This is a genomic window from Nonomuraea sp. NPDC049637 (assembly GCF_040675235.1).
GTDB lineage: Bacteria > Actinomycetota > Actinomycetes > Streptosporangiales > Streptosporangiaceae > Nonomuraea.
Genome location: NZ_JBFAOM010000073.1, coordinates 1 through 11,722, shown reverse-complemented (window position 1 = coordinate 11,722; position 11,722 = coordinate 1). Strand labels below are relative to the sequence as shown.

Sequence of the window (11,722 nt, the reverse complement as noted above, 5' to 3'; positions counted from 1 at the left end):
CCCTGTCCCTATTGACTGATTGAGTCGGGTCCGATTCTCCATATCGGTCAGATCGGCGGTCATCCCGCTGGCAGGGGCCTCGCCGGGTGCTGACAGCCACAGGCCCCCGCCGAGTCAGATCCGGGATCAGAAGACCTCCCCGTGCCCGGCGCGCACGGGGAGGCCCGCCCTCACCGCTTCGGCCGGAAGTAGTGCCCGACCATGTAGGCGGTGACCTGGGCGCCGATCTTCGCGCCCTGCACGTCCGCCGTGCGCGTGTGGATGCCGCCCCACACACGGGCCTCGATGACCTCGGCCAGGGCGTGGGAGAAGCCGCGGAAGCTCCTGGTGGTGCCCGAGGCGGAGCTGTAGCCGCTGAAGGGGATGTCGTCCCTACCGAAGAAGTGGGCCAGCGCCGACATGCTGGCCGCCGTGAAGCACGTGTGCCCGGAGGTGTAGTCGGGGTGCGGCGGGGTGACGAGCAGCGGCGTCCAGTCCGGGTCGGCCGCGGTGCGCGGGTTGCCGTCGGTGTCGGCCAGGCGGATCGCCGTGACCGGCCGCCAGAAGGCCCACGCCGCCTTCTCGTTGTAACAGGCGGTCGTGGCGTCGGCCTCGGCCAGGTCGACCATGGCGAACATGCGGGCCGCCTGGAGCGGGTTCAGCCGCCGCGTCGTGGCGAGCTGGCGTTTGATCTCCCACTCGGCCAGGTGCCGGTCGTGCCACCAGATCGCGGCCTGCGTCTGGTCCTGCGTCCTGACCTTGCTGTCGGCCCCGCCGATCCGCTTGAGCTCGTTGACGTCCCTGGCGTAGCGGGAACTGGTCAGCGCGGGCGGGCCCGAGGTGCGGAACATCGACGCGCTGGGGATGAGGAACGGCTTGAGGTCGCCGACCCAGGCCCCGTCCGAGGCGTTCGTGGGCGGCGTCGGCCGCCACTGGCCGGGCTGGGTGCCGATCGGCCAGGTCTGGTCGCCGAACGCGCCGTCGTTCTCCCTGGCGGCGATCATCGCGGCCGCCGCCTGCTCGCCCACGGCGACGCCGCGTCGTTTCGCGCCGCCGTCGGGGATCGTGGCGAGGTAGTCGTCGTACTGGGTCGTCAGCCGGGCCTGCTGGGCGGGGAAGAGCTTGTTCAGCACGCGGAAGGCCGCGGTGGCGACGGCGGCCTCCGTCGACTCCCCGCCGTCGGCCCGCGGTGCGATCAGGTACGGCTGGTACGGGGTGCCGGCGATCGCGTTCACCGCGTCGTAGACGGCTCCGTGCACCATGGCGAAGCTGCGCGCCTGGACCTGCGGCTGCTGGCCGGCGACGTCCCAGATGGCGGTCTGGGCGTTGCGGTCCCAGACGACGACGGCGTTCTCGGGCGGTTGCGAGCCCGACGCGTACGCGGTCGGCGAGCCCGGTCCCGCCGGGATGACGGCGGCGATGACGAGGACGGCCAGCCATCGTGTGATGACCGGCCGTCGCCTACCAGGTGATTGAGGCATTCGAGAAAATTACTATGTCGCCTCAAAGCCGTTAAGCGGCCAAATGCGCGAAAATTCGAAAACAACACACCCGAAAAGGGCCGGCCGGGACGACGTGCCGCGCGTCCTTGTGGCGGCGCATCCTCTCAGGGGGTCTGACGTCGGGTGATGCCGCCGGCGCGGTCATGGCCGCCGCGGACGGTACGCCGGTCGCGGTTTTCCCGCCCGGCGATGACGTTCGCCGCGATGAGCAGTCCGGAAGGGACGATCGCGGTGATGAAACCGCTCATTCCGATCAGGCCGACGCCAATGGCCCCCCAGACGAGGATCGCCCAGCCGACATATCCGGGAACCTGCTGCCCCTGCCGTCCCGCCCGCGCCACCAGCAGGCCCAGCAGCGCCAGCACCACGACGAACCCGCCGGGCAGCGCCCAGAAGACCGCCTGTGAGTCGCCGTCCGCGAGGCCGTTGCGCAGGTCTCCCGCGAGCCAGCCGGCCCAGGGGGCGAGGGGGGCGAACACGGCGGTGTGCGCCAGGGCGATGAAGATCATGGCCCGCCCGGCCCAGACGGTGAGCCGGCTCGGCGGTGTCGCCGTCGCGGGCGGAGAGGAAGTGCTCATGCCTGCCAGCCTCTCCCGGGAGGCCGGCCGGCGTGCTCCCTCGCGAGGGGGAGGCCGCTCCCTCTCCGGGGCGGTCTCCGGAGCCGCCCGGGCGCGGCGGCGCCGCGATCGCCCGCGGCGCGGGCCCGATCAGCCCGCAGGCCACGCGGTGAGGACGGCGGCCAGCAGCGTGTCGTCGTGGCCGGACGGCACCGCGCGCAGGTCGAGCAGGCAACGGCCGTCCTCCACCCGGGCGAGCACGGGCGGCCGCGCCCGGCGCAGCGCGGCGGCCGCCCGCCGGTCCAGCGCGACGGCGGCGCTCGGCAGGGACACCCCCGGCGCGCCGCCGCCGCCGACCACGCTCCGGCTGTCGACGGCCTCGGCGTCGATCCCCTTGCCGCGCAGCCGGGCCGCCAGATCCTCGGCGCGGGCGCGCAGCGTGGCCTGATCGGCGTGCAGGCTCTCCCAGGTCGGCGTCGGCGGGCCCGCGACCGTGGCCTCCAGCGCCGCCAGCGTGACCTTGTCCACCCGCAGCGCGCGGGCGAGGGGGTGGCGGCGCAGCCGGTCCACGAGGCCGGCGCGGCCGAACAGCAGCCCGCATTGAGGGCCGCCGAGCAGTTTGTCCCCGCTGGTGGTGACGAGGTCCGCGCCCTCGGTCAACCAGCTCGTGACGTCGGGCTCGCGGGGCAGCAGCGGCTCGTGGGCCAGCAGCCCCGAGCCCGCGTCGGCGACGAGGGGGACGCCCCGCTCGCGGCACAACGCCGCCAGCCGCGACACCGGGACGTCGGCCGTGAACCCCTCGATCCGGTAGTTGGACGGGTGCACCTTCAGCACCAGGCCCGTCCGCGGCCCGATCGCGTCGGCGTAGTCGGCGAGGGCGGTGCGGTTGGTCATGCCGACCTCGCGCAGCCGGGCCCCCGTGGAGACGAGCAGGTCGGGAAGGCGGAAGCCGTTCCCGATCTCGATCAGCTCCCCGCGGCTGATCACGATCTCGCCGCCCGCCGCCAGTGCGGTGGCGGCCAGCACGAGCGCCGCCGCGTTGTTGTTCACGACGTGGACCGCCTCGGCCGCGGGCACCGCGGCGGCCAGGGCGGCCAGCGCCGTACGTCCCCGTCTGCCCCGGCCGCCCGTGTCCAGGTCGAGCTCGACGTCGGTGACCCCGGCGGCCAGCTCCACCGCCTGGCGGGCGGCGTCCGACAGCGGGGCGCGGCCCAGGTTGGTGTGCAGCAGCACGCCGGTGGCGTTGATCACCGGCCGCAGGCCGGCGGCGGAGGCGGGCAGTGCCGCCAGCGCCGCGGTCAGGACGTCCTCCGGCGCGAGCTCTCCCTCTCTGGCCCGCCGCTGCGCCGCGACGATCACGGCCTTGACCTGGGCGTGGCCGAACCGCCGCCGGGCCTCGACCAGCCGGGGGTCGGCGAGCAGGGTGTCCGTCCGCGGGATGGATCGACGATGGTCGGTCACGCTAGGGATGTCCGTTCAGCGTGGGAAGCACGATGTCTCCAGGTCTCGTACCGGGGCCGATCAGGCATCATATGATCAACCGCCAGAAAGGCGATCATGGCTGCCGTGATCGCCCTAAGGTGTGATCATGAAGAGGCTCACACAGTACGCCCAAGGCGGCGGCTGCGCCTGCAAGATCCCCGCGGCGGACCTGGAGTCGCTGCTCGGCAACTCCCGCATGCCGGTCCCGCGAGATCCCGCGGCGGAGCTCGTGGTGGGGCTGGAATCCGGCGACGACGCCGCCGTGGTCCGCACCCAGGACGGCTCCGTGCTCATCAGCACGGCCGACTTCTTCACCCCGGTGGTCGACGACCCCTACGACTGGGGCCGCATCGCCGCCGCGAACGCCCTGTCCGACGTCTACGCCATGGGCGGGCGTCCCGTGGTCGCGCTCAACCTCCTGTGCTGGCCCCCCGACCGCCTGCCCTACGACCTGGCCGCCGAGGTGCTGCGGGGCGGCGCGGAGGTGGCCGCCCAGGCCGGCTGCCACCTGGCCGGCGGGCACAGCGTCGTGGACGCCGAACCCAAGTACGGCCTGGCCGTCACCGGCGTCGCCGACCCCGACCGGCTGCTGCGCAACGACGCCGGCCGCCCCGGCCTGCCGCTGTCCCTGACCAAGCCGCTCGGCCTCGGCGTGCTCAACAACCGGCACAAGAACACCGGCGAGGTCTTCCCGCACGCCGTCGAGACCATGACCCGGCTGAACGCGGACGCCTCGCGCCAGGCCGTGGCCGCCGGGATCCGCTGCGCCACCGACGTCACCGGCTTCGGCCTGCTGGGCCACCTGCACAAACTGGCCCGCGCCTCCGGCGTCACCGCCGTGCTGCACGCCTCGGCCGTCCCGATGCTGGACGGCGCGGCGCAGGCCGTGAAGGAGGGGTTCGTCCCCGGCGGCTCCCGGCGCAACCTCGACTGGGTGGCCCCGCATCTCGATCCCGGCGACGTCCCGGAGGAGACGCTGCTGCTGCTCGCCGACGCGCAGACCTCAGGGGGGCTGCTGGTCGCCGGGGAGATCCCCGGCGCCCCGGTGGTCGGCGAGCTCATCGAACACAACGGGCACACCGTCGTCATCCGTCCCTGAACGGGGCCGGCGCCGGGCCCGCGTTCCGCACGCAGGCCCGGCCGGCCCCCTCACCCACGGAGGAAGGCTTCTCAGACCGCGGCGCCCCACAGCGCCAGCCCCATCAGCAGGACCAGCGCCGCGCGGCCGAACGTGCGGGCCGAGGCCCGCTCCGGGGTGCCGAAGCACAGGCAGGGAGCCGCCTGCTCGCCCATGACCAGGAGATACGTCTGCGCCACCGTGAACGCCAGGCCCAGACCCGTCCCGGCCACGCCCACGAGCACGTCGCCGGCGACGGGGGTGAAGGCGGCGAGCGCGACGAGCGCCTCCACGGTCACCACCGTGAAGGCGCCCGCCCGGGCCACCCGTCCATGGAGCCCGAAGGCCGCCAGGCCGCTCCGGAAGGCGCCGAGGTCGCGCGCCTTCCCGAGCACCGCCAGCACCAGGACGAGGCCCAGCCCGTAGCGGGCGACGAGGGCGATCATCCGATCACCAGCATCGCCACCACGGGCACCGCGAGCACGACGAACAGCACCTTCATCCTCGGCAAGGTGAAGTAGAACGCCGTGTCCGCCTCCATCCGGTCCCGAGCGAAGGCGAAGGTCAGGAGCATCATCGCCCGCGCCGCCGCGAAGCCGGCGCCCGCCAGGAGCGCCTCCTGCCAGGACGCCAGGAACAGGATCGCCACCGCCATGATGTGCGGCAGCCCTGTCGGCGAGTACGTGCGCATCCCCGTGCCCATCTCGGCGCCGAACTGCACGGCGCCCCAGAAGGGAATCCTGGTGACGAACTGCGGCACGAGCCGCGCGTTCTGGAGCAACGGGAAGGAGAGCACGTCCAGCTCGCGCAGCAGGAAGATCACCGCCGCCGCGGCGACCATGATCTGCGAAACCACTGCCGGGAACGGAGCCCGCAGCACGGAGCCGACGACCACCAGCACGAACGTGACGGCGCCCGCTCCCACGAACAATCCGGCGATGAAGCCGGCGACATCAGCACCCCGCCGGACCGACGAGGACAGCACCCAGGCGCTGTTCAGGCTTCAAACGGAGCCCGAGAGGGAGAAGCCGGCGACGAGGGCGGCCACCAGCCAGGTGAAGCCCTTCGTGTCCGCGCCCGCAACCCTCGAACACAGCACCAGGGCCTCCGCCGCCGCGATCAGTGCCAGTCCTGGCACCAGCAGGCGAACGGATTTTCTGGTGGCGGAGTCGCTCATGGACCCGGGTCAGATCGCCGTACGGCAGATGGAGAAGCGGGAGACGTTGCCGCCGCCGCAGTCGTGGTACTCGTACCAGCCGTCGGAGCACATGCGGCGGGTGCTGGTGGTGCCGCCGCCGTACCACTTCCAGGCGTTGTTGCCGTCACAGCTGGAGGGGTTGTGGGTGTAGCGGAGGTTGTAGCAGGTGCCGGACGCGCCGTCGTTGCGGTGCCAGGAGCCGGAGCAGTTGCCCGAGTAGAGCGCGGAGGACGGCACGCAGACGGAACCGGCGTCGGCGAAGCCGTGGCAGGTCTCCCACGCGGTGTAGGCGGCGGCCGTCGCGCCGCGCGGCTTCGACCAGGGCAGGAGGTCGAGGACGCCCAGCCCGGTCGCCACGGCGGCGCCGGTGGCGATGCCGAGCACGCGCCGCCTGCTCCAGCCCTCGCGCGTGGCGCCCACCCGCGTCGGCAACGCCTGCTCGGGCATCTCCTCGGCGCTGGGTATCTGGTCGAGTATCGAGGTCCGCTTCTCGGCCTTCACAGCTTCACTCCCTTTCTGTTCGCAACCGCTCGCTCGACGATCTCCGTGAGCGCCTCTCCCGACCCCACCGGAGCCGTGAACACCACCACGCCGTTCTCGTCCACGACGAGCAGGGCCGGGCTGTAGGGCACGCTCGCCGCGCGCCAGATCGCCGGATCCTTGATCACCCTGATGGAGCCGGGCAGGGACTTGTCGAACCCGGGGTCGTCCGACAACACGGTGAACGACAGGTCCGAGGGCAGGCCGGCCGCCATCCCGGCGGCGGCGAGCAGGACGTCGTCGCAGATCGGGCAGCGACGGTTGACCTTGATGACCATGGTCGTGGCGCCGGGCACGCCGAGCCCGTTCGCCTGGGCCTCGGGCCCGGCCGCGGCGAAGCGCACGCCGACGCCGTTGTAGGTGGCCAGTTCCAGTTCGCGTACCCGCCGGTAGAGTCCGGCGCCCGCCGCGAACAGCAGAGCGACCAGGACGGCCAGGATGATGACCACCGCGGTCAGCGGTTCCACGTCAGGCCCGCCACTCGACGCGCTTGACCTTGTTGAGGAAGTCGGCGGCGGTCTCCGGGGTGCCCGCGGCCGAGCGGGCCGCCACGCCCGCCTTGCTGTAGTTCGGGGCGTTCCAGGGATGCAGGGTCACGATGGCGGTGTCGGTGACCAGGAGGAAGGGCGCCACCGAGTCGGACGGCGGCGCGGGCAGCCGCCACAGCTCGCCGGAGGGCGCTCCGTAGCCCCGCCACTTGGGAATGCGGTTGATCCCCGCCTGCTTCGGCTCGACCGTCATGGTGCCGACGCCCGCGATCGAGATCGCGTAGAGCTCCATGGAGACGTCGAACCGCCTGCCGCCGTCGGCCACCATGCCCTCGGGGGTGTCCTGCCACGTCACGCGGCTGAACATGTCGACGATGTCGGCCGACTCCCACTCGGGGGAGTAGAAGAGCCCGTGCGCCATGTGCCAGGGGCCGAGCCAGGCGGCCCACCTGGCGTCGGAGGGGTCCTCGCAGTCGTAGACGACGACCTCGCCGCCCGCCAGGGAGAAGCGCTCTCGCTCGCGTCCGCGGACCGAGTTGACGCCTGCCGTGAGGGAGGACAGGGGGGCCAGTTCGAGCCCCCAGGTTTCCGCGGTGGTCTTCCGCGCCCCGTATTTCGGGGTGTAGCGGACGTGGCCGGTCCAGGAGGCCAGCGAGGCGGCCTCGGCGTCTTCGACCTCGAGTTGGAGGAAAGAGTTCTTGACGGTACGAAGAGAGGATAAATGCGCCATTAAGCCCCAGCCTTTCGTGGCAGATCGCGGGCGCTAGATCATTCGGCTCGAAGCCTTACATGCGCCATCACCCAGGTCAAGACACAAGATCCACACGTTTTTCCGCTGGAAAATACGGGAGAAAGGTGCCATTACGGCCGCGTTACTTTGGCGTTGGCAAATGGCCATATTCCTGTCATCTGCGGCCGTCGCGGCCACGGCGTGACCTCCTCCCGGCAGGGCGGCGAGGACCAAGGTCCTTCGGCCGACGGTCGTAGGGCACTGCCGGCGGCGCACGGAAAACGGTGCGATGGAAGCGCGGAAGAGAACGACGAACCATCGCTGAAAGGGGATCGTCATGGCCGCCACGATCGACAGGCCCGTCGCCTACCCGGGCATCACCGCCGCCGGACGCCGTCCGGTCGACTACGTCTGGGCCGTCGCCCGGATCGCGATCGGCTGGATCTTCCTGTGGGCGTTCCTGGACAAGACGTTCGGATGGGGTTTCGCGACCCCGGCGGGCAAGGCGTGGGTGGCGGGCGGCAGCCCGACGACGGGTTTCCTCAAGGGCACCGGCGAGAACGCGCTGGGCGGGCTGTTCTCGAGCCTGGCCGGTCAGGCGTGGGTGGACTGGCTGTTCATGGCCGGTCTGGCCGGCGTCGGCCTGGCGCTGGTGCTGGGCGTGGGCACCCGGATCGCGGCGGTCGCCGGAACGCTCATGCTGACCCTGATGTGGGCCGCCGAGCTGCCGCTGGCCACCAACCCGTTCCTGGACGAGCACATCGTCTACGCGATCGTGCTGATCGGGCTGGCCATGACCGGCGCGGGCGCGACGCTGGGGCTGGGGAACCTGCCGATCGTCCGCCGCAACGCCTGGCTCAGGTAGTGCCGGGAAGCGAACGCCCGCCCCGCACCCGGGGTGGGCGTTCCGCGTACAGGGACGAAGGCCCCGCCGCTCCGCTCTTTGGCGGACCGGCCGGGCGAGGAGCAGGATGGAGAGAGGGGCAAGGAGGTACACCATGTCGATCGAGGTCAAGGACGTCATGGGCCGGGTGGCCGTCGCCGTGCCGGCGGACGCGTCGTTCGCCGACGTCCTCAACGCGATGAGGCGGTACGGAGTGGGCGCGGTCACCGTGACAGACGCCGACCGGCGCCCGGTGGGCGTGGTCTCCGAGGACGACCTGCTGCTCAAGGAGATCGACCCGGTACGGCACAGCGTGTCGATGTACGAACCCGACCGCCTGCTGGACGAGCACCACCGGGCGACGGCCGTCACCGCGGACCGGCTCATGTCCGCTCCGGCGATCACCGTCACGCCGGGCACGTCCGTGCGCGAGGCCGCCAGGCTCATGCACGACCGGCGCGTCAAGCAGCTCCCGGTGATCGACCCGGCGAGCGGGCGCATCGTCGGCACCCTGCACCAGCGCGACGTGCTGCGCGTCTTCGCCCGTCCGCGGGCGGAGCTGGAGGGCGAGGTCCGAGCCGTGCTCCCGGCGTCCGGGGCGATCTCCGCGCAGGTCGAGCAGGGCGTGGTGCGGCTCAGCGGGCGCGTGGAGCGCCGGTCGCAGGCGATCGCGGCGGTGCAGGCCGTCCGCGCCGTCGAGGGCGTCGTCGACGTCACCAGCGAGGTGACCGCCGACCACGACGACCTGGTCACCGTTCCGCCGCCGCGGTAGAGCCCGGAACCGTCGGCCGCCGTTCACGCGGCGGGGCGCACGTCCGCGAGGGAGACCGGTGAGAACGTCCGGTCGAGCCGGGTCACCTCCAGCAGCCGCAGGACGGCCGGCGTCACCCCCGTCAGCCGGAGGCTGCCGTGGCGGGCGGCCGCCAGGTCGCGCGCGGCCACCAGCGCGGCCAGCCCGCGGGCGTCCATGAAGGTCACCCCGCTGAGGTCGAGGACGAGACGCGTGCCCTGCTCGGCGAGTGCGGCGGCGAGCCGGGCGCGGAAGCCCGCCTGCGTGGCCAGGTCCAGGTCTCCGGAGACCTTCAGCACCGCCCGCCTGCCGGTGCGGGACCGTGCCTGAGAACCCATGTCCGTCTCCTTACCTTCGGCGGGCGGCCGGTGGCCGGCGTTCGTCGCGGAAGCACGATGCCCCCGATGCGAAGCTACGAGAACGCCGGTCACCGGCATAGGGCCCAAAGTCCCACCTCCGGCAGCCGAAGGACCGGACCTGGCACGTACGGCCCTGAGGACCAAGGTCCTTCCAGCGGGGGGCGTACGACACTGCCCCGGAGCGGGCGGGCGCAGTGGAATAGGGGTGAGACAAGGACATACACCCCCCACCGAAAGGGAGGCCCGCCATGGCCACCACCGTCAACCGGCCCGTGATGGACGTCGCTCCCGTGCGGGCGGCGCGTACCCCGGTCGACTACGTCTGGGCCGTCGCCCGGATCGCGATCGGCTGGATCTTCCTGTGGGCGTTCCTGGACAAGACGTTCGGGTGGGGTTTCGCGACCCCGGCGGGCAAGGCGTGGGTGGCGGGCGGCAGCCCGACGACGGGTTTCCTCAAGGGCGCCGGCGAGAACGCGCTGGGCGGGCTGTTCTCGAGCCTGGCCGGTCAGGCGTGGGTGGACTGGCTGTTCATGGCCGGTCTGGCCGGCGTCGGCCTGGCGCTGGTGCTGGGCGTGGGCACCCGGCTCGCGGCGGTCGCCGGAACGCTCATGCTGACCCTGATGTGGGCCTCCGAGCTGCCGCTGGCCACCAACCCGTTCCTGGACGAGCACATCGTCTACGCGATCGTGCTGATCGGCCTGGCCATGACCGGCGCGGGCGCCACGCTGGGGCTGGGGAACCTGCCGATCGTCCGCCGCAACGCCTGGCTCAGGTGAATCGCACCCGCCACGGGCCCACCCCTCGGCGGAGGGGTGGGCCCGTGGCATTTCACGTGGGAACCGCCGGGTCACCGTCTCACGGCGTCAGCGCTGCAGCGTCAGCACTCCCGGGCGGTAGGGCAGGAGGCCGTAGTCGCCGCCCGAGCTGGGGCTGCGGCCCTGGTAGAGGAGTTGCAGGTTGCACGGGTCGACGGTCATGGTCTGGTCCGCGCCGGTGCGCACCAGCTCGCCGTGGCTGATGTCGTTCGTCCAGGTGGCGCCGCTGTTGGCCTTGCCGGCGAACGGGTTGCCCTCGGTCGCGGCCTGGGGCGTCCAGGAACCGTTCAGGCTGGTGGCGGTGAACGAGCGGAAATAGCGGCCCTGCGCGCCGATCGCCTCGACGATCATCAGGTACCGGTTCTGGCCCTGGAGCTTGTAGACCTGGACGGCTTCGAACAGGTTGTTCGTCGTGTCGCTCATGACCACGGTCGAGGCCGTGCCGAAACTGCCGGGGAAGTTCCCGATGGGCATGCTCGCCCGGTAGATCTTGCCGTTGTCCCCGGCGAAGAACAGGTACATGTCAGTGTTGTCGCCGATGACCGTCTGGTCGATGGGGCCCGTCCCGGAGCCCGAGATGCTGCCGGAGAAGAGCGTCTGCGGCGCCGACCAGCTGTTGGGGTTGGCGGGGTCGGTGGAGGTCCGGTACGAGAAGGCGGGGCCACCCCACTGGTAGGCGAGCACCCAGACGTTCTTGGGGGCGAAGAAGAAGAGCGTGGGGGCGACGGCGGCGAAGGACATCGTGTTCTGCGTGGCCGAGGCCATGTCGGACCAGTTGGCCAGCGGGCTGAAGTTCATCGACCCCCACCTCGTCCCCGTGTCGTGGGTCGTCGCGTAGACCAGGTGCCGCCCGTTGTAGGGGGCGACGGTGAAGTCCTTGAGCGAGACCCAGCCCGCCTTCGGCGTGGCCAGCGGGCCGGTCGAGGCCCAGCGGTAGGTCGAGGGGAGGTCACACATGCCGGGGTTGCCACCGTCCGTCCGTACGAGTTGCCATTGCTGGTTGGCGCCGCCCCAGTCGTCGTACTGGACGATGTTGGCGCCGTCGGCGGTGGAGGCTCCTTGGACCTCCAGGGCCTTGTTGCTGTGGCGGGAGATGAGCCTGACGTAGCCGTCGGGGCTGTCGGAGAGTTTCCATTGCTGGTTGGTGCCGTTGAGGTCGGCCCATTGGACGATGGAGCCGCCGTTGGCGGTGGAGAAGTTGTAGACGTCCAGGACTTTGCCGGAGTGGCGGGACTTGATGCGGTAGTAGCCGCCGCCGGAGTCGACGAACTGCCATTGTTGC

At 71.8% G+C, this 11,722-nt stretch carries 15 protein-coding genes; 4 read left to right on the top strand and 11 right to left on the bottom strand.

The window, feature by feature from the left end:
- Positions 1 to 170 precede the first annotated feature (170 nt).
- The 3 genes from AB0J71_RS47035 to selA form a co-directional block, all read right to left on the bottom strand.
- On the bottom strand, positions 171 to 1,460 hold the full coding sequence (locus AB0J71_RS47035) for a hypothetical protein (protein ID WP_352329763.1): 1,290 nt from the start codon (positions 1,458 to 1,460) through the stop codon (positions 171 to 173).
- A 125-nt stretch (positions 1,461 to 1,585) separates the two neighbouring features.
- A complete protein-coding gene (locus AB0J71_RS47030) occupies positions 1,586 to 2,059 on the bottom strand; it encodes a DUF6463 family protein (protein WP_352329765.1) in 474 nt (157 codons plus the stop codon).
- A 129-nt stretch (positions 2,060 to 2,188) separates the two neighbouring features.
- A complete protein-coding gene (selA, locus tag AB0J71_RS47025; protein ID WP_364420776.1) occupies positions 2,189 to 3,499 on the bottom strand; it encodes an L-seryl-tRNA(Sec) selenium transferase in 1,311 nt (436 codons plus the stop codon).
- Between the two features lie 127 nt (positions 3,500 to 3,626).
- Here selA and selD point away from each other — a divergent pair, with 127 nt between their 5' ends.
- Positions 3,627 to 4,619, top strand: coding sequence for a selenide, water dikinase SelD (selD, locus tag AB0J71_RS47020; protein ID WP_352328898.1), 993 nt, complete (start codon positions 3,627 to 3,629; stop codon positions 4,617 to 4,619).
- Positions 4,620 to 4,690: 71 nt separating this feature from the next.
- Here selD and AB0J71_RS47015 read toward each other — a convergent pair whose 3' ends face one another.
- The 6 genes from AB0J71_RS47015 to AB0J71_RS46990 are packed head-to-tail and all read right to left on the bottom strand — an operon-like array spanning position 4,691 to position 7,593.
- Complete coding sequence (locus AB0J71_RS47015; protein WP_364420774.1) at positions 4,691 to 5,083, bottom strand: MauE/DoxX family redox-associated membrane protein; 393 nt, start codon at positions 5,081 to 5,083, stop codon at positions 4,691 to 4,693.
- Positions 5,080 to 5,622: a hypothetical protein gene (locus tag AB0J71_RS47010; RefSeq protein ID WP_352328895.1), complete on the bottom strand. Its 543-nt coding sequence runs from the start codon at positions 5,620 to 5,622 to the stop codon at positions 5,080 to 5,082. Before AB0J71_RS47010 ends, AB0J71_RS47015 begins: the two co-directional genes overlap by 4 nt.
- A gap of 18 nt (positions 5,623 to 5,640) precedes the next feature.
- A complete protein-coding gene (locus tag AB0J71_RS47005; protein WP_352328893.1) occupies positions 5,641 to 5,814 on the bottom strand; it encodes a hypothetical protein in 174 nt (57 codons plus the stop codon).
- 9 nt (positions 5,815 to 5,823) lie between these two features.
- Positions 5,824 to 6,336, bottom strand: coding sequence for a hypothetical protein (locus AB0J71_RS47000; protein WP_352328891.1), 513 nt, complete (start codon positions 6,334 to 6,336; stop codon positions 5,824 to 5,826).
- The gene (locus AB0J71_RS46995) at positions 6,333 to 6,842 is read right to left on the bottom strand and encodes a hypothetical protein (protein WP_352328890.1); all 510 of its coding nucleotides are present in this window, start codon (positions 6,840 to 6,842) and stop codon (positions 6,333 to 6,335) included. Before AB0J71_RS46995 ends, AB0J71_RS47000 begins: the two co-directional genes overlap by 4 nt.
- Before the next feature lies 1 nt (position 6,843).
- Positions 6,844 to 7,593 (bottom strand): hypothetical protein, encoded by a 750-nt coding sequence (locus AB0J71_RS46990; protein WP_352328889.1) that lies wholly within the window; start codon positions 7,591 to 7,593, stop codon positions 6,844 to 6,846.
- Positions 7,594 to 7,930: 337 nt separating this feature from the next.
- Between AB0J71_RS46990 and AB0J71_RS46985 the strand changes: the two genes are divergently transcribed.
- Complete coding sequence (locus AB0J71_RS46985; protein WP_352328887.1) at positions 7,931 to 8,458, top strand: hypothetical protein; 528 nt, start codon at positions 7,931 to 7,933, stop codon at positions 8,456 to 8,458.
- 133 nt (positions 8,459 to 8,591) lie between these two features.
- Entirely contained in the window at positions 8,592 to 9,248 is a 657-nt protein-coding gene (locus AB0J71_RS46980) for a CBS domain-containing protein (protein ID WP_352328885.1), read from the top strand.
- A 23-nt stretch (positions 9,249 to 9,271) separates the two neighbouring features.
- On the opposite strand, the gene AB0J71_RS46975 is transcribed toward AB0J71_RS46980, so the two are convergent.
- A complete protein-coding gene (locus AB0J71_RS46975; RefSeq protein ID WP_352328884.1) occupies positions 9,272 to 9,604 on the bottom strand; it encodes an STAS domain-containing protein in 333 nt (110 codons plus the stop codon).
- A 269-nt stretch (positions 9,605 to 9,873) separates the two neighbouring features.
- On the opposite strand from AB0J71_RS46975, the gene AB0J71_RS46970 reads away from it, so the two are divergent.
- A complete protein-coding gene (locus tag AB0J71_RS46970) occupies positions 9,874 to 10,401 on the top strand; it encodes a hypothetical protein (RefSeq protein WP_364420771.1) in 528 nt (175 codons plus the stop codon).
- Between the two features lie 87 nt (positions 10,402 to 10,488).
- Here the strand turns inward: AB0J71_RS46970 and AB0J71_RS46965 are convergent.
- Positions 10,489 to 11,722, bottom strand: a 1,234-nt coding sequence (locus AB0J71_RS46965) for a non-reducing end alpha-L-arabinofuranosidase family hydrolase (protein WP_364420769.1), incomplete at its 5' end; no start/stop codon positions are given.

Coding starts and splice junctions, on each gene's coding strand:
- AB0J71_RS47035 (WP_352329763.1), bottom strand. CDS start 1,460: ATGCCTCAATCACCTGGTAGGCGACGGCCGGTCATCACACGATGGCTG.
- AB0J71_RS47030 (WP_352329765.1), bottom strand. CDS start 2,059: ATGAGCACTTCCTCTCCGCCCGCGACGGCGACACCGCCGAGCCGGCTC.
- selD (WP_352328898.1), top strand. CDS start 3,627: ATGAAGAGGCTCACACAGTACGCCCAAGGCGGCGGCTGCGCCTGCAAG.
- AB0J71_RS47015 (WP_364420774.1), bottom strand. CDS start 5,083: ATGATCGCCCTCGTCGCCCGCTACGGGCTGGGCCTCGTCCTGGTGCTG.
- AB0J71_RS47005 (WP_352328893.1), bottom strand. CDS start 5,814: ATGAGCGACTCCGCCACCAGAAAATCCGTTCGCCTGCTGGTGCCAGGA.
- AB0J71_RS46990 (WP_352328889.1), bottom strand. CDS start 7,593: ATGGCGCATTTATCCTCTCTTCGTACCGTCAAGAACTCTTTCCTCCAA.
- AB0J71_RS46985 (WP_352328887.1), top strand. CDS start 7,931: ATGGCCGCCACGATCGACAGGCCCGTCGCCTACCCGGGCATCACCGCC.
- AB0J71_RS46980 (WP_352328885.1), top strand. CDS start 8,592: ATGTCGATCGAGGTCAAGGACGTCATGGGCCGGGTGGCCGTCGCCGTG.
- AB0J71_RS46975 (WP_352328884.1), bottom strand. CDS start 9,604: ATGGGTTCTCAGGCACGGTCCCGCACCGGCAGGCGGGCGGTGCTGAAG.
- AB0J71_RS46970 (WP_364420771.1), top strand. CDS start 9,874: ATGGCCACCACCGTCAACCGGCCCGTGATGGACGTCGCTCCCGTGCGG.